General features: G+C 49.2%; 14 protein-coding genes and 3 tRNA genes. 12 read left to right on the top strand and 5 right to left on the bottom strand.

The features are described 5' to 3' along the window. Positions 1–540 precede the first annotated feature (540 nt). The 4 genes from ACLUYS_RS04885 to abc-f all read left to right on the top strand — a co-directional run bounded on the left by ACLUYS_RS04885 (position 541) and on the right by abc-f (position 7,517). On the top strand, positions 541–1,494 hold the full coding sequence (locus ACLUYS_RS04885) for an NlpC/P60 family protein (protein ID WP_230268470.1): 954 nt from the start codon (positions 541–543) through the stop codon (positions 1,492–1,494). Positions 1,495–2,211: 717 nt separating this feature from the next. Next, on the top strand, positions 2,212–2,472 hold the full coding sequence (locus ACLUYS_RS04880) for a hypothetical protein (RefSeq protein WP_288340564.1): 261 nt from the start codon (positions 2,212–2,214) through the stop codon (positions 2,470–2,472). Between the two features lie 1,634 nt (positions 2,473–4,106). Beyond that, positions 4,107–5,408 carry a hypothetical protein gene (locus tag ACLUYS_RS04875; protein ID WP_412659281.1) on the top strand — a complete coding sequence of 434 codons (1,302 nt, stop codon included), beginning with the start codon at positions 4,107–4,109 and terminating at the stop codon, positions 5,406–5,408. A gap of 198 nt (positions 5,409–5,606) precedes the next feature. Continuing rightward, positions 5,607–7,517 (top strand): ribosomal protection-like ABC-F family protein, encoded by a 1,911-nt coding sequence (gene abc-f / locus ACLUYS_RS04870; protein ID WP_412659280.1) that lies wholly within the window; start codon positions 5,607–5,609, stop codon positions 7,515–7,517. Positions 7,518–7,823: 306 nt separating this feature from the next. Here abc-f and ACLUYS_RS04865 read toward each other — a convergent pair whose 3' ends face one another. From ACLUYS_RS04865 to ACLUYS_RS04855, 3 genes are all read right to left on the bottom strand, one after another. Continuing rightward, positions 7,824–8,579: an SDR family NAD(P)-dependent oxidoreductase gene (locus ACLUYS_RS04865; RefSeq protein WP_230268498.1), complete on the bottom strand. Its 756-nt coding sequence runs from the start codon at positions 8,577–8,579 to the stop codon at positions 7,824–7,826. 294 nt (positions 8,580–8,873) lie between these two features. Further along, a complete protein-coding gene (metA, locus tag ACLUYS_RS04860) occupies positions 8,874–9,845 on the bottom strand; it encodes a homoserine O-acetyltransferase MetA (protein WP_412659279.1) in 972 nt (323 codons plus the stop codon). 368 nt (positions 9,846–10,213) lie between these two features. After that, positions 10,214–11,503: an O-acetylhomoserine aminocarboxypropyltransferase/cysteine synthase family protein gene (locus ACLUYS_RS04855; RefSeq protein ID WP_230266802.1), complete on the bottom strand. Its 1,290-nt coding sequence runs from the start codon at positions 11,501–11,503 to the stop codon at positions 10,214–10,216. A gap of 499 nt (positions 11,504–12,002) precedes the next feature. Between ACLUYS_RS04855 and ACLUYS_RS04850 the strand changes: the two genes are divergently transcribed. The 4 genes from ACLUYS_RS04850 (at position 12,003) to ACLUYS_RS04835 (ending at position 14,014) form a co-directional block, all read left to right on the top strand. Then, the gene (locus ACLUYS_RS04850; RefSeq protein ID WP_412659278.1) at positions 12,003–12,371 is read left to right on the top strand and encodes a hypothetical protein; all 369 of its coding nucleotides are present in this window, start codon (positions 12,003–12,005) and stop codon (positions 12,369–12,371) included. After that, a complete protein-coding gene (locus ACLUYS_RS04845; protein ID WP_412659277.1) occupies positions 12,372–12,884 on the top strand; it encodes a GIY-YIG nuclease family protein in 513 nt (170 codons plus the stop codon). 133 nt (positions 12,885–13,017) lie between these two features. Beyond that, positions 13,018–13,093: transfer RNA gene (locus ACLUYS_RS04840), tRNA-Gln, on the top strand. 246 nt (positions 13,094–13,339) lie between these two features. Continuing rightward, positions 13,340–14,014: a cupin domain-containing protein gene (locus ACLUYS_RS04835; protein WP_230266799.1), complete on the top strand. Its 675-nt coding sequence runs from the start codon at positions 13,340–13,342 to the stop codon at positions 14,012–14,014. A gap of 234 nt (positions 14,015–14,248) precedes the next feature. On the opposite strand, the gene ACLUYS_RS04830 is transcribed toward ACLUYS_RS04835, so the two are convergent. Together ACLUYS_RS04830 and ACLUYS_RS04825 are read right to left on the bottom strand one after the other, a co-directional pair. Further along, positions 14,249–14,331: transfer RNA gene (locus tag ACLUYS_RS04830), tRNA-Leu, on the bottom strand. A 79-nt stretch (positions 14,332–14,410) separates the two neighbouring features. Beyond that, a complete protein-coding gene (locus tag ACLUYS_RS04825; protein WP_230266798.1) occupies positions 14,411–14,749 on the bottom strand; it encodes a hypothetical protein in 339 nt (112 codons plus the stop codon). A 422-nt stretch (positions 14,750–15,171) separates the two neighbouring features. On the opposite strand from ACLUYS_RS04825, the gene ACLUYS_RS04820 reads away from it, so the two are divergent. The 4 genes from ACLUYS_RS04820 to ACLUYS_RS04805 all read left to right on the top strand — a co-directional run bounded on the left by ACLUYS_RS04820 (position 15,172) and on the right by ACLUYS_RS04805 (position 20,218). After that, positions 15,172–16,344, top strand: a complete 1,173-nt coding sequence (locus ACLUYS_RS04820) for a hypothetical protein (RefSeq protein ID WP_230266797.1) — start codon at positions 15,172–15,174, stop codon at positions 16,342–16,344. Positions 16,345–16,532: 188 nt separating this feature from the next. Then, positions 16,533–16,608 (top strand) — tRNA-Thr (locus ACLUYS_RS04815). 482 nt (positions 16,609–17,090) lie between these two features. Continuing rightward, a complete protein-coding gene (locus ACLUYS_RS04810; RefSeq protein WP_230266796.1) occupies positions 17,091–18,467 on the top strand; it encodes a M23 family metallopeptidase in 1,377 nt (458 codons plus the stop codon). Positions 18,468–18,754: 287 nt separating this feature from the next. Next, positions 18,755–20,218 (top strand): methyltransferase RsmF C-terminal domain-like protein, encoded by a 1,464-nt coding sequence (locus ACLUYS_RS04805; protein ID WP_412659276.1) that lies wholly within the window; start codon positions 18,755–18,757, stop codon positions 20,216–20,218. The last annotated feature ends 96 nt before the right edge of the window (positions 20,219–20,314 follow it).

Here is a 20,314-nt window from a genome sequence, read left to right as displayed (position 1 = left end):
TAGCGTATCTAATATTCAGTCTCGCGTATACCCGTCGATTGTTTGACACTTACTGTAAATCATTATGAAGCGTGCCAAATTCCATTCACAGAGCTTCATCCCGCGCAGAAACAGGAAATACATTCCGGCGGATAGCGGCTTGGAAGAAGCGCCCCAAAGGACAGGGGATGTATGCATAACGAGAACAGAATTTTGAACGCCTCATTTTTTGCAAAGTCGTCAAGGCGTTTCTGAAAGCCGCTTTAATGTTCATTTAACGATAGGTATCGGATTTTTGACAAAGTAAGCGATTTCTTTTTGTTTATGAGAATTCCAAATTTCTTTAAAAATGTATATGTATAATGAACACTCATTTTTTTTACAATTTTCGTGATTCACACACACTTTTCCACATTCTGCGTGAAGACCCTTTACTTAAAGGGCCCATCGCTTTTTATACGAATCGGATTGTTTGGAAATATTTAAGAAATTATTCTGGTCATTTTGCTTCCGTTTTGGATAATTGGTACTCTCTTTGGGCAAACGCAAGGAGGACCAACTATGAAAAATAAGTTTCTGGCAAGACATGCCGCGATGACTTTAGCAATGGCAGTAGCCTGCGGTATTCCATCAGTGTCCGTATTTGCTGCTGAACCCGCAAATCAATCACTTGGAAAAGAAGCCATGTCGGTTTCGTCCAATTTCTTTAATGGAATCGATCGAAATCAGTCAACGATTAAAAATAAAACAACCAGTCTTCTCGAAAAGAAAACCGGCGAAGTCGTAGAAAAAGGAAAAACCGTTTACTACGATCAGTTTGGTCTTCTCGCTTCGGGAAAGCTGAATACAAAAGACGGCAACTATCTCTTTGATGAGAACGGTCAGAAAGTAACCGGCTTTGTCAAAGAAGAAGGCAAAACCGTCTACTATGATGAAACGACCGGCCGCAAGGTAGAAGAAGCCGCTGAAATTGAAAAGGACGGCAAGACCTATCTGCTCGATGAAAACGGCAATACGCAGACAGGCTGGACCGACTACGAAGGCAAGGAATACTACCTGGATGCCGACGGATCCATCGTCAAAGGCCAGACCCGCGATGTGGACGGCGTTCGCTACAGTTTCGATGAAAACGGACAGAAAGAAATGTCCGTAACCAAAGACGGCTACGTCTATGACGAGAACGGCAAAGGAAAGGAAGATCTGAGCGGCTACGACAAAATCGCACAGGCAGCCCTTGCGCAGATCGGCGTGAATCAGGACTGCACCATGCTGGTGACCAATTCGCTTAAAACGGTCGGCATCAACTTCCACGGCGCTCCAGAAGCCTATCTTTCTCTTGGCCCGCTGACGAACAACCCCGTTCCTGGCGATATCTGTGTGTACCAGGGCCATGTAGCAATCTACATCGGCAACGGACAGGCTGTACACGGCGGCTGGAACGGATACACTACAGCGGTTTATTCCGTATCCTGCGCCAATCCGCTGATCGGATACGTACATCCCGTTCTGCCTTAATTCATTCCAATTCTTACTGCTTAAAACAACAACCGCTTTCAAAACCAGCGACGAAACTGTGAAAGCGGTTGTAAAGAAATAATTAAGAAAAACAGGTCTTCTCAGAAGACAGAGACCAATGGATGGGGTAGTATACAGCCATGGAAATCAGCAGCAGATTTCCTGAATAATACAATTTCCTTTCTTTTTTCTCTTTTTAGAAAAGGTCGTCCCGATTCGCCCCGGAGACGGCCTTTTTCTTTTAAATTACTTTACATAAAGCGGGAACAGGAAAAATCCACTGTTGCTCTGCGATAATTCGAATGCAGTTAAAACATATCCGCAGAATGCATGAAAAATTCTCCGTAACCAGCACACAACCAGCAATGAGTATCCGTCCGTCAGGATCAGTACCCCAGCAACGCTAAAAAATATGCTCATGAAATTAACATATTGGAAATAATATATTTACTTTAGGAAGTAAAGAATCTGTTAAACAGGGTGATCGAAGTCAAATAAAAACTTAACAATTCTGGTGAAATAGAACTTTACAATTTTTGGAGGATATAATTTTTCAGAGATACTCGAGGTGGTGAATCTACCCAGCAGCCACACACCTGTATGGTCAAAAGAGAACCGGGGGGAGTTGGGCCCGGCGAGCATCTCTAAACTAAGAAGAAAGAGCCGGTAGCGGCTCTTTTCTTTTACAAGATGCGGAAGAGAAAGCAGGAAACAAGGATGCGCGGAATAAATGGTATATGCAGGCATCCCCGTATACAGAAGCTGGACAGAACCGATGAAACGGCGATAGAACGCCTCAGGCTCTCTTTTCTTTTGGGTACTGCCTTGGCAGACAGTCGACAATGCTTTTTCCCGGACAGGGGACTGGAAGCAGCTGGTGATATGGCGCGACCGGCGGTTTCTATTGGTGAAAAGAAGTATCGCCGTACGGATTTGGAACAGATCAAGGCTGAATTAACGAATGCAAAATGGCATTAAGAAGCTATAAAGAAATTGCGGGCGTCAGAATACATCTTTCCAGAAAAAACGGTATCCTGAAATCAAGGAAATCAAGCAGCAGATTTCCTGAAATCATAATCATTTTTTCCTTTCTTTTCTCTTATCATTCGGAAGCAGCCCAGCTTCCAAAAATGCGTTCCTTGCCCAGGACGCATGATCCTCTGCTCATTCGCCCGTGCAGAGGATTTTTTTGTGGGCACAAAATGCATTGGTCATTTCCGTAAGCTCAATCAGAAAACCGTTTTGGAGGACGGAAATAACGGGACGGTGCGGTGTAACGGGACGTCCTGGATCGAAAGAAAATGAGGAGGCGGTCGAAAGACTATGTATTCCATTTACGCATAAAAAATCGAAACAGCTTTCATTTCAGAGGCAAATTGCCTTTATTCTCGTGAAGCTTGTTCAAGACATCAGGGGCGGATAAAAAGTCAAGCGTTAATTGAAATATTCTAAAAATAGACGTTAAGATAAGACCGTGGAAATCAAAGCAGCAGATTTCCAATAATAATAATTTTTTCAATCATAATTTTTTTCCTTTCTTTTTCTCAATAATTTACACAGAACACCCGGACCGCCCATCCGGGTGTTTCTGTGTCTGATGAAAAGAAATTCTCTTTTAACTCTCATTTTAGGTAAGGATCGGATACTGATCGTGGTCAGAGAAAGCCTCTGGTCAAAGAAGCTGAATACAATTCAGGACTTCTTATTTCCTTTCTTCTCTTTTCATAATTTTCAATACCGAAAAGTACCGGTTTGCCCGACCGGTACTTTTCATATGCGGATGTATGAGAAACCGGAAGGCCGGATTCTGCGCGAACCGAGATCGCCGATAGAAGAGCTTCTGCCTAACGCCTGCTGTTTGGAAGCTGGGCGGGACTGGGATCTCTTTTTGCGCGGCATTTTTTGTCTGAAAATTCTTTTTTGGTTTTAATTCGGCATAGAGGGTAAGAAATCGTCCGGTTTGAATAACCTGTGTTCTGGAGGTGCTGTTTCCTGATCGTTCCTTTCTTCTTTGACTGGACGACGCGGAGTGGATTTCTTCTGTCGCTGAGGCTGTGCACTCCCTGCTTTCTGCGGTTTCGGAGCGTATGCGATCCCACAAAAACAAGACCGAGGGAAGGCGAAATCCGCTCGTGAAATGACAAATGCTGCACCTTAATACCGTCTTAATAAAAATGGGCATTGGAAAGCGTCTGACTTGCGTCAGTTGATATATTGAATTCGGGAAGAGACATAACGTTGGGTCAGCGCAGCGGCTGATCAATCCCTTCCATATTTCCTCTTTTAACTCTCTACGTAATTGAAAAAGAAGGGTTGTGGCGGCCCTTCTTTTTCAATGCCTTTTTTGAAAAAACGGATGGGGCAGGAGGTTTGCGGGAGACGACAAATTGAGAGCCCTGTGTGAATGCGTTTTATAAGCTGTTTCTGTTTAAGCGGTTTTTTGTTACGCTTTGACCATGATGACTCCCAATTCGCCTAAGAATACAAAAAAGCCTGTTTCTGCGAAGAACACGGGCAAAAACAGAAAAAGAAAACGCAGGCTGACTCGAAAAGGAAAGATTGCACTCACGGTTGCGGTTTTAGTTATCGTCCTTTGCATCAGCCTTCTCTTTATGCGTCAGCCTTCGGTTGCAGAACGGCTTTCGCTTACCTATCTGGACTCCCTTACCCTCTCGGATCTCAACTCCAAACCGCAGGAAAGCTATGCGGATAAAACGCGTGTGGGCGACTACACGGTTTACGGTACGTCCCTTGTGTTTTACGATCAGACGTATTCTCCTCTGGAAACCGACGGCTATTTTGGACGCAACGTCAAGCTGGTCAATATTAAAACCGGAGAAGAAATTACGACGACCTTTACCGGCGGCGGAGATAGTGGAATCGACTTGCAGAACCTGCCCGCCGGCGTTTACGAAGTGTATCTGACTAACGGCTATACGTACGCAAGAGCCTACAGCGATGAGGAAATGCACTCCTCTCCGCTGATTACGATGCGAAACGACAAGAAAGTCTCCAGCGTGCAGGTGGATGCTTCGAAAGACTATCTCGACAAGTTTAGCATCGACACCGATGAAAACTACATCTTTCTGACGGTAACGGAATCGCTGCCGATTGTGAAAGTGACCGATGTGGTCATCGACCCTTCCGGCTATCTGGTCGATCCAAACGGCATGCCTCTCGAATGGTACAGTGAGGGCAGCTTTGACGAGAGCGAGCACAGCTGGGAATTCGCTCAGCGTATTGCCAGATATCTCGAAAGCGCCGGGCTTCGCGTCACGTTCTCCCGTGATAAGGAAGAACTCAAAGGCTACGCAGGAGAAAACTCCCGCGCAGGGATCGGCTACTCTTCGCAGGCAAAAATCTTTTTGTCGCTGACGATTAGCGATGCCGAGCAGCCCTATCCCTATATGATCAGTTCGCCATTTACCAACGGCGTTCTGGGCAATTCGATTTCCAGCGCGCTTTTGAGCGATGGAATTTTGCTGAGCACGCCCGTAGTCTCTTCCCAGCTGAATATTGGAAATACGTACGACCAGCTCACTGTGGACGAGGCGTATGAGCTCGAACCGTATTCGCTGTTTCCGGCACTGCGCGAAACCGGCGGCCGTCTGACGAGCGCTGGCCAGAGCGAGCAGTGGAAAGCCAATGAGATGTTCTCCCAATCGTATGGAATGAACTCGCTGGTGTTCTGCTACGCGTCCAGTCAGAATGAAGCATCCAGAACGTATTTTCTGGAAAACGAAGATACGCTGGCCCGCGGAATCGCGCAGGGCATTCTCAATGCCTGCGGCTATTCGATTACGCTTGACGAAAATTCCATTTCCCATGAGGAGGAAAGCCATTCCCAGACAACCGCTTCGCAAAGTGCGGCGGCTGCGTCTTCTGACTCGCCCGAAGACACTCCTTCCGAGTAAAATAAGCAGGAAAAAAACAGGATCCTGAATCCGCCGGCTTTCATAGTGAAATCGGCCAAGAGGAGGATCCTTTTTCTACGAAACGAAAAAGCCGAAGTACGGCTACTCCCATATCCGTCGTTTCCATGCGAAAAACGATACATCTCGTTTTCAATGCGTTATGGAATCGGCAGAAAAACGATACAGAAAGGAAATCCCATGAAACTGCAGGTATCCAATTTATATAAGTCCTATGGCGCCCAGGACGTTCTGTCCAATGCAAGTCTGCAGGTCAAAGGCACCGAAAAAATCGGTCTGGTCGGGCGTAACGGATGCGGAAAAACAACGCTCCTCAACATCATCAGCGGAAAAGAAGATTTTGATCGCGGCGAAAGAATTGTCCCCAACGCGGTCCGGATCGGTTCACTGTCCCAGACCGTCTTTGAAGATAAAAATCAGACCGTTTTAGAAGCGCTCGAAGACGTCTTCTTTGAACTGCGCAAAGTCGAAGCGGAACTGGCGCGGCAGGCGGAAGTGCTCGCGGAAGATTCCAGCGAAAAGCAGCTGGAAAAATACGACCGGCTTCAGACCCGTTTTGAATCGCTGGGCGGCTACGACTACGAACACGAAATGCGCAGCGTCTTCTTCCATTTTGGTTTTGAAGAAAGCGATCTTTCCAAAAAAATCAATGAGTTTTCTTCCGGTCAGCAGACCCGCATCGCGCTCGTAAAGCTGCTGCTGGAAAAGCCGGACGTTCTGCTGCTCGACGAGCCGACCAACCATCTCGATCTGGATTCGATTGAATGGCTCGAAAGCTATATCAGCCGCTATCCAAGCGCCGTCATTCTCGTCAGCCATGACCGTATGTTTCTCGACCATGTGTGCGATGAAATTGTCGAAATTGACCGCGGAAAAACGATGCGCTTTCCAGGCAGCTATTCTCACTACGTCAAAGCCAAGGAAGAGTGGATTAAGAAAAACCACGACGCCTACGTCCGTCAGCAGGAAGAAATTGCCCGTCTGGAAGCTCTGATTGAAAAATTTCGCTACAAGCGATCCAAGGCTGCGTTTGCCCAGTCCAAAATCAAATATCTCGACCGTATGGAAAAGCTCGACGATACGACCGCGGACAAATCGCGGATCAAAGCGGAGTTTTCCAGCGAACGCAAAGGCGGAAACCGGGTTCTGGAAGCAGAAGGCCTGACGTTTGGCTATGACCATCCGCTTTCAACGGTGAGCTTTGAACTGTTCCGTCAGAACCGCATCGGCATTGTCGGCCCGAACGGCATCGGCAAGTCGACCTTGCTAAAAACGCTGATTGGAAAGATCCCGCCTTTAGGCGGTCAGTTTGCGTTCGGCCATCAGATCAATATCGGCTACTTTGATCAGGAAACTGCCGCCATGCATTCCAGCAAGACCGTAATCGATACGCTCTGGGACGATCAGCCAGAAGCAAGCCAGACGCAGATCCGTTCCGTACTGGCTGCGTTCCTGTTTACCCAGGATGAGGTGTTCAAGGAAGTGAACGATCTGTCCGGAGGCGAAAAAGTCTGTCTCTCGCTCGCCCGTCTGATGATGAATCACGATAACCTTCTGATTCTTGACGAACCGACCAACCATCTCGATATTCCAGCCAAAGAAGCTCTCGAAGCCGCGCTTAAAAACTATGACGGCACGCTGCTGTTCGTTTCCCACGACCGTATGTTCCTGTCCAAAATGGCCGATAAGGTTCTTGAAATCGGCGAGGACAGTCATCTTTATGACTGCTCGTATACCGAATACGCGCAAAAGAAAAAAGAGGGAACGCTCGATTCCCTCAAAACAGCTGAAGTCCCGGCCTCTTCGCGCCGCGGCCGTACGCCGGCTGCAGCGCCCGCTCCCAAAACGGCTGCGCAGCTGCGTCAGGAGAAAAACACCCTTTCCAATCGCGTGACCAAACTCGAAGCCATGCTGGAAAAAGCCGAAGCTGAGCTGGAAGAGCTGCGTGAGCTTCGCTACGATCCGGAATATTATCAGGACTATCGCAAGATGGAAGAACTCGATGGCCGGATTGACGATAAGCATAACGAGATTGCGGCCTATACGAAGGAATGGGAAGAGAAGATGTCCGCTCTTGAAGAGATGAGCTGATCCGCAAAGAAAGAAGATATCGGCAGACATCCGTCTTCTTTTGCGGATCTGGTTTTCCTGTCTCAAGGGGATCGGCTCGTTTGTTCAAAGATCGTTCTGGTGCTTTCCTGCCGGATTCAGGAGAAACGCATCTTTTCCATATCAAATCATGAACAAGAAAGCGTCCGATCGAAGAGATCGGGCGCTTTTGTCTGGAAAGGAAATCGGTCTGTCCACGTGCCGTGCCTGGCATGGCCTCGGTCGGGATTCGATCGGTTATCCAGTGAGAATTCTTTTTGATTTTGCCTTTTGACCCGCGTACAAGGCTTAGGAAATCCAGCCGCCGTCGACGACGAGCACGTCGCCGGAAACGTAGGAAGACTGATCGGAAGCGAGGAAGAGCGCTGCGTTGGCGATTTCTTCCGGGGCTCCGGGTTCTGGAGACATTGCCAGCATTTTCGATACTTTTCCATAGCCGTCCATGTTCGGCATGCCCATGGAAGTGCTGATTTCCGTGGCGATTCCGCCTGGAGCGATGGCGTTGCAGCGAATGCCGTCTGCCCAGTACATGAAGGACGTGTTCTTGGTCATGGAAATGAGGGCAGCTTTGGAGGCGCAGTAGATCACGCCGGCTACATTTCGCATGCCGCCGACCGAAGCGACATTGACGATGGAGCCTTTGGTTCCTTTTTCCTTGAAGACTCTGACAGCCTTGCGCATGGCGCACATCGGGCCGAATACGTTGACTTTCATGACGTGATCGAATTTTTCATCGGTCGCATCGGCTACGCCGGCCATGTCGTCCATGACGCCCGCATTGTTGATCAGAATATCGAAGCCGCCGAACGTTTCCAGACAGAAATCAATCATGGCGTCATTGTTTTCTGCGACGGATACGTCCGCTGCGAAGATTTCGACTTTTCCTGGCGCGTCGCTCAGCGATTCCTTGAGCGCTTCGAGGCGTTCCTTACGACGGGCAACCGCTGCGACATTTGCGCCTTCCTTCACGAAACGTTCGACGATGGCTTTGCCCATGCCGCTCGAGGCACCGGTCACCACCGCGCATTTTCCTTCTAATAACATTGGTACTCTCCTTGCCGGCTTGAACGCCGGGTTTTGTCTACCATTATAGCCGCTTCATTATGAATTATGATAAGGCTTGCAGATTCCCCGAACGAATTCGAATGGATTGCAGAGAAAAAATGTCTGCCCGCAAATGGACAGACATTTTTTCGAAATTCAGAAAAGGTACAGATTTTATACAAAAGCCGCAAAAATCAAACCAATGGAAAACAGAAACCTGTCCTGCGCACTGTTCAGAAGAAGGCGAGAGGTGAAGGATTTGTTTTCGTATGGATCACTCAGAGAGCCGGCTGACTATTTCTCTGCCGTATGATCCTGAGCGCTTTTGTTTTTGATGAATTCCTTGACGATCTGCAGCTGATCGAGATCGTAAGGTGTCGTCTGGTAGACGATGTAGTTGATCCAGTTGGCAAAGAACAGGTTGCCGGAAGAACGCCAGCGAACGACGGGATCCTTGGACGGATCATCGCCAGGATAGTAGTTGTCCGGAACGTGAATGGGAACGCCTGCGTTGACATCGCGCCGGTATTCCTTTTCGAGCGTACGCGGATCGTATTCGCTGTGTCCGGTTACGAAAATCTGGCGTCCCCCTTCTGTAGAAAGACAGTACAGACCGGCTTTGTCGGAAGAAGCGAGAACTTTCAGTTTGTCGCAGGCGAGCACCTGATCTTCGCGCAGACCAATGCCGCGCGAATGGGGAACCATGAACACGTCATCAAAACCGCGAAACAGAATTGAACTTGGACGATCGACGTGATGTTCAAAGACGCCAAACAGCTTTTCCGGAAGCTTCACATTGCCGATGCCATAGTGATAGTACAGCCCCGCAAACGCGCCCCAGCAAATATGCAGGGTGGAGAAGACGTGCGTCAGCGACCAGTCCATAATTTTGCAAAGTTCGTTCCAGTAGTCGACTTCTTCATAGTCCAGATGCTCGAGCGGCGCTCCGGTAATCACAAAGCCGTCGTAGTATTTATCCTTGATCTGATCAAAGGTTTTATAAAACGCCTGCATGTGCGAAGAAGAAATATGAGACGGCTCATACGAAGAGGTCTGCAGCAGATCCAGTTCGATCTGCAGAGGCGTATTGCCCAGCACGCGGGCCAGCTGCGTCTCCGTTTCAATTTTGGTCGGCATCAGATTCAGCAGAAGAATATGAAGCGGGCGGATGTCCTGGCTGGTCGCCCGGGTTTCGGTCATCACAAAGATGTTTTCATCGACCAGCGTTTTGGTCGCCGGCAGCTGTTCAGGAATTTTAATCGGCATACAATCAGACTTCCTTTCTAAAAGTACAAAGTCAGGTCCAGATTCTAATGGTGCTCCTTTGCGCAAAAAGAGACCGGACCCAAAAGCCAGAGGCAGAACAAAATCCAGAGCCGGAAACATAAAGTCCGCCAGGATGCGATCTGGTTCTGCAAAACGGTACAGAAAAATGATATCGAAACGGCGATAGAGAAATGCGCTGCAAAATACAAAAGGGAAGAAAACCGGATCGGGCAGAAGAAGCGGCCTCAGACAGAAACGAGACGGCACGATAGAACCCAGTTCCTATCTGTAAGGACAGCAGCTGCCGATCCGGGAAAAGTTCAGAACATCAAAATCAAAACGGGAATAAAAGCGAATGGAAAGGAAAACTATGCTTCTGTCGCCTCGAGCGCCTGTGCAATGTCGTCTAGCAGATCCTGCGTATCTTCAATGCCGCAGGAGAAGCGGATCAGATCGCTGTATACGCCGGCTGCCTCCAGTTCCGCATCGGTCAGCTGACGATGCGTGGTGCTGGCCGGATGAAGAACGCAGGAGCGGGCATCGGCTACGTGCGTTTCAATAGCAGCGATCTTCAGGTTTTCCATGAATTTCTGTGCGGCTTCGCGACCGCCCTTCAGACGGAAGGAGACAACGCCGCATCCGCCCTCCGGAAGATACTTCTGAGCGAGCGCATGGTATTTGGAAGAAGGAAGCCCTGCGTATTCAACGCTCTTGACGGCTGGATGCTTTTCCAGGAATTCCGCCACCGCCTGGCCGTTTATCGCGTGCTGTTTCATGCGAAGATGCAGGCTTTCCAGACCCAGGTTCAAGTAGAACGCGTGCTGTGGCGACTGGATGGCTCCAAAGTCCCGCATGAGCTGCGCGGTGGCCTTGGTGATATAGGCACCTTCCAGACCGAAGCGTTCGGTATAGGTAATGCCATGGTAGGATTCATCCGGCGTGGTCAGTCCCGGATATTTCTCGGCATGCGCCGTCCAGTCGAATTTTCCGGAATCGACGATTGCACCGCCGACGGCAGCACCATGTCCGTCCATGTATTTTGTCGTGGAATGGGTGACGATATCCGCGCCCCATTCAAACGGGCGGCAGTGAATCGGAGTCGGGAACGTATTGTCCACAATCAGCGGCACCCCATGACGGTGGGCCGCATCCGCGAACTTTTCAATGTCCAGAACGGTGAGCGCCGGATTGGCGATCGTTTCGCCAAAGACAGCTTTCGTATTGGGACGGAACGCCGCATCCAGCTCTTCGGGGGAAGCGTCCGGATCCACAAAGGTGAAGTCAATGCCCATCTTGCGCATGGTGACATTGAAGAGGTTGTACGTTCCGCCATAAATGGATGTGGAGCAGACGACATGATCGCCGCAGTTGGCGATATTAAAGATCGCAAAGAAGTTGGCCGCCTGACCGCTGGACGTGAGCATCGCTGCACTGCCGCCTTCGAGGGCACAGATTTTGGCCGCTACCGAGTCGTTGGTCGGGTTTTGAAGCCGTGTGTAAAAGTAGCCTTCAGCTTCGAGGTTGAAAAGCGCGCCCATTTCATCGCCGTTTGCGTATTTGAACGTTGTCGACTGTACAATAGGAATCTGACGGGGTTCGCCGTTTCCCGGAGTATAGCCGCCCTGTACCGCAATGGTACCAAGACCTTGTTTTTTCATTTTCTTATCTCTCCTCAAGATTCCGCCAAACCCAGTAAAAATTCTGGCTGTTTGGGGATCTGTTACGATCAGCCTTCGCAAATCCGGTTCGGGCTCGATTTTGCATTAGGCAAAGCCGGAAACGATCTGCGCTGGACTGAGGAAATTTCACAAACAATGCGATTATTATAAAAGCTTTGCCTTCTTTTCCTAGATGTTTCAGAAAACAGCTTTCAAAATGCAGGCAAAGAGGGTATTTCAGCCGCCTGCGCCGGAAACAAAAACGAAAAAATAAAAGGAAAGCTGGAAACGGATCATAAACCGTATCCGGGATACATTTCAGTTCCGAAAAGCACGCAAATCCGAAAAACAATTCATGAAAAACAATACCTGAACGGGAAGATCAAAGAGAGACAGACTGGATACAAAATGGATCCGGACTGCTCCTTGCAGAAATGAAAAGCACGCGGCACGGCAGTCTTTTTGCGGGCGGAACCGTTCTAAGAAAGGAAGAAGAAAGATGAAGGAAGATTCAAATACCGATCCGATCCAGACGATAAAGTCGTCTGCGCAGAGAGATTGGAAACCCTTTGTGCACAGCGTCCTGAAACCGGCGGTTTGCGCCCTGAATCTGGAGGAGAAGGCGTACTGGATCCACGAAGAAGAAGGCGAACTGCATTCCTTGACCAAGGGTTGGTCAAGGAATGCGGTTCATCTGTCGAAATATAAGGATTCCTATGAAGTCTGGGTACAGAACGAAGACGGCTTTCTTTCGCTGCGTACTTTTTCTGAACTGGATCAGGCGATCGAGGAATTTCTGTTTCGTTTCCAGCTGGAAGAACAGACAGCGGCCTTTCTGAAAAAACTGGCAGAGATCTGCGGGCAGTAAATGAATCCGTCAATCGGTGAAACGGGATCCAAAAAGGCAGAAACTGTCTGTGCAAAATTCAAAACGGGAGAGGGGAGAACTGGGACTGTGACCACACGAAAAAACCAAAACGCGCAATGCGTTCGAAAAGATCAGAACTCATCGGTTCAGTCCGACTCATCCCAAAGCAATATAGAAACGCCTGATCCCGTTCTGGAAGCTGTCCAGCCCTTCTGGTATGTCTATATCCTCTGCTGCAGAGACGGAACCTTTTATACGGGCAGCACCAATCGGCTTCTTCGCCGCCTGAAGGCGCATAACCAGAAAAAAGGCGCGCGGTATACGCGAAGCCGTCTTCCGGTCCTTCTGGTCTATCACGAAGTCTTTTTGAGCCGGCACGATGCCCTCAGCCGGGAATGGCACCTGAAACAGCGGAGCCGAAAAGAAAAGCTGGATCTTATCCTTTCGCAAAACGCGGTTCTCGTGGATGCAGACCGGACCGGCAGGTTGGGAAAGCCGGAAGAACGGCTTTGAAATGGACTGGAAACTGCTGAATATGCGTAAGGACTATAAATAAAACAAAAATATTTACCGAAACTTTTTTTCACTTTTTTTAAAAGAATTCCTTGCAATCTTCCAAGATATGGATTATCTTAAATGAGCGCATTGGGGTATAGCCAAGCGGTAAGGCAGCAGACTCTGAATCTGCCATTTCCGTGGTTCGAATCCACGTACCCCAGCCAAGCCAATTTACACGTCAGGTTAACCGCCTGGCGTGTTTTTTTTATCTTTCCAGAACGTGCGAAAGGACAGCGCGTTTTCTTTTGAGAGCGGACCAAAGAAACGGCTCGTTTCTTTTTCGCGCCATATGCGTAAAAACGGATCGGTCAGGACGTTTCGATAAAACAATACGGGTATGCTAGGGTGGAATTGTCCAGAAAGCGGCGACGATGAAATAGCCGACTGCAGGGATAAAGGAGATAACGCATATGATTACACCGGGTTCTGTCTTTTCCATTTTGAAAGACGATCAGCCAATCGATGGCTGCACCATTTCGCACGACCTTCTGCCAGACGCAAAAGGGATGGCCATCGTGTTTTCTCTTGGTGCCCAGACGGATATTTCTCCGGAAACCTATCGTCAGAACAAGTTGATCTGGGTGATGGACGGCGATCTGACGGTTCACACTTCGCAAACGGAAGTTGTACGACTGAACGCCCAGGACGCCTGCTGGACCGAGAAAAATGTTCCTGTGGGAACAGAAACCGAAAAAGGCGCTATTTATATAGAAATAGCGCCGGGAGATGCTGAATCCATGAATCTTAATCTTGCACCTGGAGAGGTTTTTAAACTCGCAGATCTGGTTCCGTACAAAAACGGATCCATTGTAAACCGGGATGTATTTTTCACACCGGGCATGAAACTGGTCGTCATGTCCTTTGACGAAGGCACCGGTCTTTCCGAGCACGCGGCGCCTGGCGAAGCTCTGCTCTTTGGGCTCGAAGGCGAAGCCACGGTAATTTATGAAGGGGTCGAGCATGTTCTTCATGCCGGCGAAGAAATTCTCTTTGCCAAAAACGGCCGCCACGCCATTCAGGTCAACGGCCCGTTCAAGATGGCTCTGCTCATGTGCCTGGAACCAAAACCGCTCTTTCAGAAATAAGCCGGTTCTGAGTAAAGCCGCAAAGTCGTTTGCAGAAGCGTCGAAGGACAATGCAGACGACAGGCCGAAGAATCTGATTTGAAACTTTCTATCCGAATTCGTTCATTCGTACGGACCGGCGAATTCGGATTTTTCTTTTTGAAAAACACGAAACGGCGCAGATCTGCGGATCTATTGATCACGCAGGCAAAACAAAAGCCCGAACAGATTCAATCTGACGGGCTTGCTTTCTTATGGTGCGGATGACAGGACTCGAACCTGCACGCCGAAGCACTAGATCCTAAGTCTAGAGTGTCTGCCAGTTTCACCACATCCGCATGACGACATTAAAACATGGATTCGCGCCGAACGCAAAATCTTAAAGACATAAGAACAATCTGGCAGAATCGCTTCTCTTTAGTGCAGAACACGGGGCATGGACAGTTCGTCGAGCTTTTCCTGTAAGTAATCCTGCAGTTTTTCGAGAAAATCATCGGATAATCCTGGAAGATTTTCGTCAAAATCACAGTTGATCATGACCTGTCGAACTTCCGTGTCCGTCTCTGCAGGCAGATCCATGGGGAAGACTTCCTCCGCATCCAGATCGGCGGGATGGAAATCGTGGGGGACAATCGAAATTTTTGACTCTGCATAAGGGTCTGCAAGTTCGTCCTGAAGGGACAGCAGAGCCTCAAGAATCGGCTGGGCAATGGATTCGATCAGTTCATCTTCAAAGCAGTCATAGTTGGTATGCATACCTTTGCTCCTTTATCATGAATTTCACTAAATCTGACTTCATTATAGAAAGAACATTCCCTTATGCCAATCGGCCGAACCGTCAAATCCGGATGAGCGGATCGCCCGAAAAAGACTGAATTTTATGGATTTAATGAATAAAACAATGAACAAAAGTTGACTTTGATAACGGATTCGAAAATGTAGGAATTCAGGACTTTTTTCATGCACGATCCAAAAGGGCTGGTAAAATATAGGCTCTTTGTTACCAGAAAACTGACTTTCCCGAACTTTAGTTTCGTCTTGCCAGACGGCCGTAAATCAAAAGGGCCTTTCGTATTTTGAAAAGATAAGGAAGACAGCCTTTGTATTTTGGTGCAGCAGGATGGGGGGGAAGCCGGCGGTATTGTGTGTTACAGTTAGAACGCAGGAGGTGTATGGGTATGTCCGACTCAGAACAGAATAAAAACCAGACTCCCGAAAATCCGGATTCTTCCTTTCCAAAGGATCAAAATGAAATTGATGATTATACGCAGAAACTGCTCGATAAGCAGGTAGAATATCTTCTCTTTCCCGAAGACGACAGCGATGTAACGACGTCGTCTCTCGAAGGAACCATGTCCGAAGAACAGCGGCGTGTCGCGGAAGAAACGATGCTTTCGGCGCTCGATCAGCTGCGCAAGGAACGCGGTCAGGTCAGTATCGAAGAAGAAGAAAACCAGTTTGCCCGCTCGCATCCCTCTTCCAGACCAAACAAAAAGCGCCATTCCAAAGGAAAGGCACAGGCTTCGAAAGGGGAAGATCTGGAGCCGAGCCGCTATGAAGTTAAGAAAGATACGAAAGAGGAAGGCGCTGCGAAAAAGCCGGCCTCAGCCGTTCCGTTTTATAAGACGACCAAATTCAAGGTCATCCTTGCCGCCGTCATCGTGCTTGGCGTTCTCTTTGGCGCTTATGCCTGGAAAGTCACCGTATATGATCCGGCCCATGTAGCCAGCGTCGATCAGGACGCAGCCTACAAGCGGCTTGTGAACTATGCGGATGAATTCTCGATGATGTCGGATGCCCAGAAGCGAAATCTGGTCAATCTCGAAAACGACTACAACTCGCTCCCGGCGGCCAAGAAAACGGAAATCGATGAGTACTTCCTTAATCCAAAGCACACCGGCAAATCCTTTACGGATCTGCTTGCGGAAATGAAGGACAATACACTTTCCGTGGATAATCCGGAATTTGCGGATCTGCTTTCGTTCGCCCAGGGCTTTAACGCGGCAGACGAAGCAACGCGCGCCACCATTGTGGATAAAATCGACGTCTTTAACGCGCTCGAAGAAGATGCGCGCAACAAAATCGATGAAGCCATGAAAGTCACCACCGGCAAAACGTTTACTCAGGTGTATAACGACTACGTATCGGGACAGCCGATCAGCGAAAATCCTTCTGATCCAGCTGCACAGCCCGCAGACAATACGGATGCCCTTCAGGCACAGCTCGATTCCCTGCGTACAGACCGGGACAATTACGCGCAGTTTCTGGCCGAAGAAGGTCTGAGTACCGATGACATTCTTCAGCAGTACGATGCCCAGATCGCCGACCTCCAAAGCCAGCTTGGTCAGTAGAAGCCGACAGAACAGACAAGATAATACAGAGATGAATGAATACGAAGGATCAAAACGGATGGTTTCCGCAGAGATCCTTCTTTTTTTTGATGCCCGGCTCCTCCAGAAGTCCCGAGCAGATCGTTCCTTTAGGAAGGAATTGAAATTTTCGTTTTGATTCTGAAATTCCTGTGCTACAATAGCAGGGCGCCGACGTAGCACAGCTGGTAGTGCAACGCACTCGTAACGCGTAGGTCGTAGGTTCAAGTCCTATCGTCGGCACCACTTTGAAACCATCAGGCAGCTTTCCATTGCGGAGAGCTGCCTTTTCTTTATGTCGGAAATGGTTTTGTGCAGGTTTGCGGTTCGTATAACCGGGCATGAAAACACGAATCCATAAGTCGCATCCAAAGCGATCCATTTTTAAGAGATATAAGAGATACAGGAACTCCAGCCTGAACAATTTTCTTTCCAGACGCTCCAAGACGGTTTCAAAACAGAAAATCCGGAACCCAGCTCCTGTATCTGGACCGATTTTTCTGCAGGCGTTTCGGAAAAAAGAAATCTGCCTTCTGATGGCTGGGGCCATCAGCCTTGGTCCGTGCGGAGAATGGCTGCCAAAAGAAGCGGTCAGCCGGCCGTTTTTGACAGCCGCTCAATCTCTTGCGACAGATCAAAACTGCTCCGCCCTAGGATCTTCTCTGGAAAAAAGCTTCGCCTTGAACTCCGAACAATTAGAAACTGCAGGCAATCCGGATGAGGACCCATTGAATAATCCATCGGAGGGTCCCGCAAAAAATGCAGAAGCAGAGAATTCTCTCGCTTCCGAAGATTTCGATCTGCCTTCTCAGCTGGTTCTGCGTCTTTTGCGCGGTTTGCGTGAAGACCTTTTTGAAAAACTGCGGCGAAATGAGGAAGGGCTGAAACGGATCGAAAAGAAAGTACAGGCGCTCAATCGCCGACAGGAAGAACAGAACCGTCTGGAAAACATCCAGAACGAAATGCGTGAGCAGACGATCCGTCTGCGCAGGCTGGATCGTCTGTTTCAGTCTTTACAGGAACGCCTCGCACCTGCGCAGCCGGAAAATCATGAAGAAGCGATAGAGGAAGCTCTGCTTCATACGGCAGGCAGTCAGATTCAGCTTCCGGCTTCGCGTCCTTCTGTTTTAGACGAACAGGTTTCCATTTCGAATAATTCGGTCTCTATAACGAAGCGAGAAGCATCTTCTGGTGAACGGAACGATGCAGGCGATTTAAACGAGCCGCAGCTCGAGTCCTCTTCATCTTCCGCTTTGCTGCCGGATCCAGCAGCCGAATCATCTCAAACAGACCAGACCGAAAGCCGAGAGAAAGCTCCCCGCCAATACAAAGACGACTTTGATCCGAGCAGACTAAAGACTCCGATCGACGGATCTGGAGGAATGGCTGGATGGAGTCTTCCAAATTCTTCTGTTCCGCTCGCCAGAGAAAACGAGGCAGTTCCCCATAAGAAAGCACAGCCTGTGCTGGAGCCGTCTGCTGCGTCTGCCCAGAGTCAAAAAAATATGGAGGGCGGATTTTCCAGAGCCTGCCCGGCTTACGACTATGAAGATGAATTTCTCAAAGACCATGGCGACAGCCTTCGCCTTCAAATGCCTGCCAAAGGCGTAATCTCTGCCGGGACCTGGGCGTATCCTTCTGGGCAGATGCATCTGGGCATGGATCTGGCTTTGAATATGTATACGCCAATTTATGCGCCGACCGACGGCGTGATTGTGTACGCCAATGCCCCTGTGGGAGACAGCGGCGGGTATCTGGGAAACTGGATAGGCTATCCAGCCGGAGCGGGGAATTCGCTCTGTATGATCGGGATCACCGAAGACGGTCTTTTTGGAATTACCTTTGCCCACCTCTCATCGAACCTTTACGTTCGTGCCGGTCAGCAGGTCCGTCAGGGAGACCTTCTGGCCAAATCGGGCAATACGGGAAATTCCACCGGTCCGCATACCCATATCGAGCTGTTTCGAATCAAAAGCTCGTTTGAAGACGTCGCGTCTTACTTTTCCTCTACGGCGGATTTTGCGTTTGGCTGCGGCTGGAACGCACCGGCGACGTGCTCCAGATACGCCTGCCGCGTCCGGCCGGAACAGTATTTTTCCCGCTAAAGGAAATCTATAGACTGTCAGAAATCTGAACACGGAGGCCATCTGAAAACGAAGGCCTTTCTTGTCGTTTAAAAGATAAAAAGTCATTTAAAATGAACGAAGCTATGGGCTCGATACAATGAGGACAGGAAGAGCAGCGCGCATATTTCGAGTAAATTCACAATTATTTGACAAACTCGAAGATTTATTTCACTTTGTTCAAGGCTTGAAGACAAATACAGCGCGTATTCGGTTTTTACGCCGTACGCATTTTTGTCCAATTGCTTCAGGAAAGGAGAGATCGTCCTATGGAACAGCTTGAATCCTTATATGAAAAACGAATGCGAACTTTACTGGGTGACGAATTTGATGCCTACCAGAACAGTCTTTCGACTCCGCTTTATCAGGGACTTCGCATCAGTTCCTCCAAGCAGGATCCACAGATCACCCGGAAAAGTCTGCCGTTTCTTTCGGAGGTGTCGCCGTTTGCGGATCATACCTGGTACATCCATCAGAAAGCGGGACTAACGCCGGAACACTTGCAGGGGCTGATTTACCTGCAGGAACCGTCGGCTTCCGGTGCCGTTTCCATTTTGAATGTGCAGCCGGACGATACCGTTCTCGATTTGTGCGCCGCGCCCGGAAGCAAGAGCACGCAGATCGCGGAGAAACTTGGCAGGAACGGATTTCTCGTTTCCAATGAGATCGATCCGAAACGAGCGCAGATTCTGGCTGGCAATCTGGAACGCATGGGCGCGGAAAACGTCTGTGTGACCAATATGGACAGTCCGTCGATCTGCTCGCAGACGGAAGGTCTGTTTGACAAAGTTCTGGTCGATGCGCCGTGTTCGGGCGAGGGCATGATGAAAAAGCATGAAATCGCCCGGGACGACTGGTCGATCGAAAACGTTCTGCTTTGCGCGGCCAGACAGAAGGACATCCTGAAAGAAGCCTGGAAGGCGCTTAAACCTGGCGGCGAACTCGTCTATTCCACCTGCACGTATGCGCCAGAGGAAAACGAGGGGAATGTCGCCTGGCTTCTTTCCACGTTTGAAGATGCAAAACTTCTTCCGGTCGATGTGATCTGGGGAAGAGAAGGCTTTGCGACAAATGGACTGGATGCTTCGAAAGCCGCTCTGGTTCGCCGCGTCTTTCCCATGGATGGCGGGGAAGGCCACTTTATGGCGCGCTTTATGAAAACGGGCGAGTCCGAAGAAAGTGCTGAACCAGTCAGCAGCTCTCGAAAAAAGGGGAAAGGGTCAAAGGGCCTCTGGCTCTCTGCAGACAAGCTGCCTAAGGAAGCCGCTTCCTTTCTGGATGAACAGCTAGAAGCCGATGAGCGCGGCGTATGCGGCTATTCGTTTTATCACGTGATCGAGCGAAAAGACGAAAGTCTGGTCTTTGGGATGAATCATCCGTTTCTGAATCTGAAAAAGGGAAAGGTGATTCGTCAGGGCGTTTTAATCGGCAGCGTGCTGCGCAAACGCTTTGAACCGGATTTCGCCTTTTATCTGAGTGAAACGGCCGCCCGTCATCTGAAAACGAAAACGGAAACCTCGCTCGAAGAAATGGATGCATATTACCATGGTCAGCAGCTTCCGCTTCAGGCGCCTGCCGGCTTTCGCGCGCTGTGCTATCAGGGCATTCCTTACGGCTTTGGAAAAAGCTCAGCCGGCCGTATTACCAACAAGCTTCCCAAAGGCCTTCGGCTTCTGCCGGGTTCCGCCATTTTAAAAGGCGGCAAAACGGAAGACGATCCAGCAAAGGCGTAAAATGCGAGAAAATCTGGACAGCCGGCGGTTTTGAGGTGCGTCACAAACCGCATACAGACTGCTCAGAAAAGATTCAGAACAGCCGGCGAACCCCTC

It is taken from the genome of Allobaculum sp. (genome assembly GCF_047010065.1).
GTDB classification, from domain to species: Bacteria; Bacillota_I; Bacilli_A; order Erysipelotrichales; family Erysipelotrichaceae; genus Allobaculum; species Allobaculum fili.
This window is presented reverse-complemented; position numbering and strand designations above follow the sequence as displayed.

Coding starts and splice junctions, on each gene's coding strand:
- ACLUYS_RS04885 (WP_230268470.1), top strand. CDS start 541: ATGAAAAATAAGTTTCTGGCAAGACATGCCGCGATGACTTTAGCAATG.
- ACLUYS_RS04880 (WP_288340564.1), top strand. CDS start 2,212: ATGCGCGGAATAAATGGTATATGCAGGCATCCCCGTATACAGAAGCTG.
- ACLUYS_RS04875 (WP_412659281.1), top strand. CDS start 4,107: ATGCGTCAGCCTTCGGTTGCAGAACGGCTTTCGCTTACCTATCTGGAC.
- abc-f (WP_412659280.1), top strand. CDS start 5,607: ATGAAACTGCAGGTATCCAATTTATATAAGTCCTATGGCGCCCAGGAC.
- ACLUYS_RS04865 (WP_230268498.1), bottom strand. CDS start 8,579: ATGTTATTAGAAGGAAAATGCGCGGTGGTGACCGGTGCCTCGAGCGGC.
- metA (WP_412659279.1), bottom strand. CDS start 9,845: ATGCCGATTAAAATTCCTGAACAGCTGCCGGCGACCAAAACGCTGGTC.
- ACLUYS_RS04855 (WP_230266802.1), bottom strand. CDS start 11,503: ATGAAAAAACAAGGTCTTGGTACCATTGCGGTACAGGGCGGCTATACT.
- ACLUYS_RS04850 (WP_412659278.1), top strand. CDS start 12,003: ATGAAGGAAGATTCAAATACCGATCCGATCCAGACGATAAAGTCGTCT.
- ACLUYS_RS04845 (WP_412659277.1), top strand. CDS start 12,372: ATGAATCCGTCAATCGGTGAAACGGGATCCAAAAAGGCAGAAACTGTC.
- ACLUYS_RS04835 (WP_230266799.1), top strand. CDS start 13,340: ATGATTACACCGGGTTCTGTCTTTTCCATTTTGAAAGACGATCAGCCA.
- ACLUYS_RS04825 (WP_230266798.1), bottom strand. CDS start 14,749: ATGCATACCAACTATGACTGCTTTGAAGATGAACTGATCGAATCCATT.
- ACLUYS_RS04820 (WP_230266797.1), top strand. CDS start 15,172: ATGTCCGACTCAGAACAGAATAAAAACCAGACTCCCGAAAATCCGGAT.
- ACLUYS_RS04805 (WP_412659276.1), top strand. CDS start 18,755: ATGGAACAGCTTGAATCCTTATATGAAAAACGAATGCGAACTTTACTG.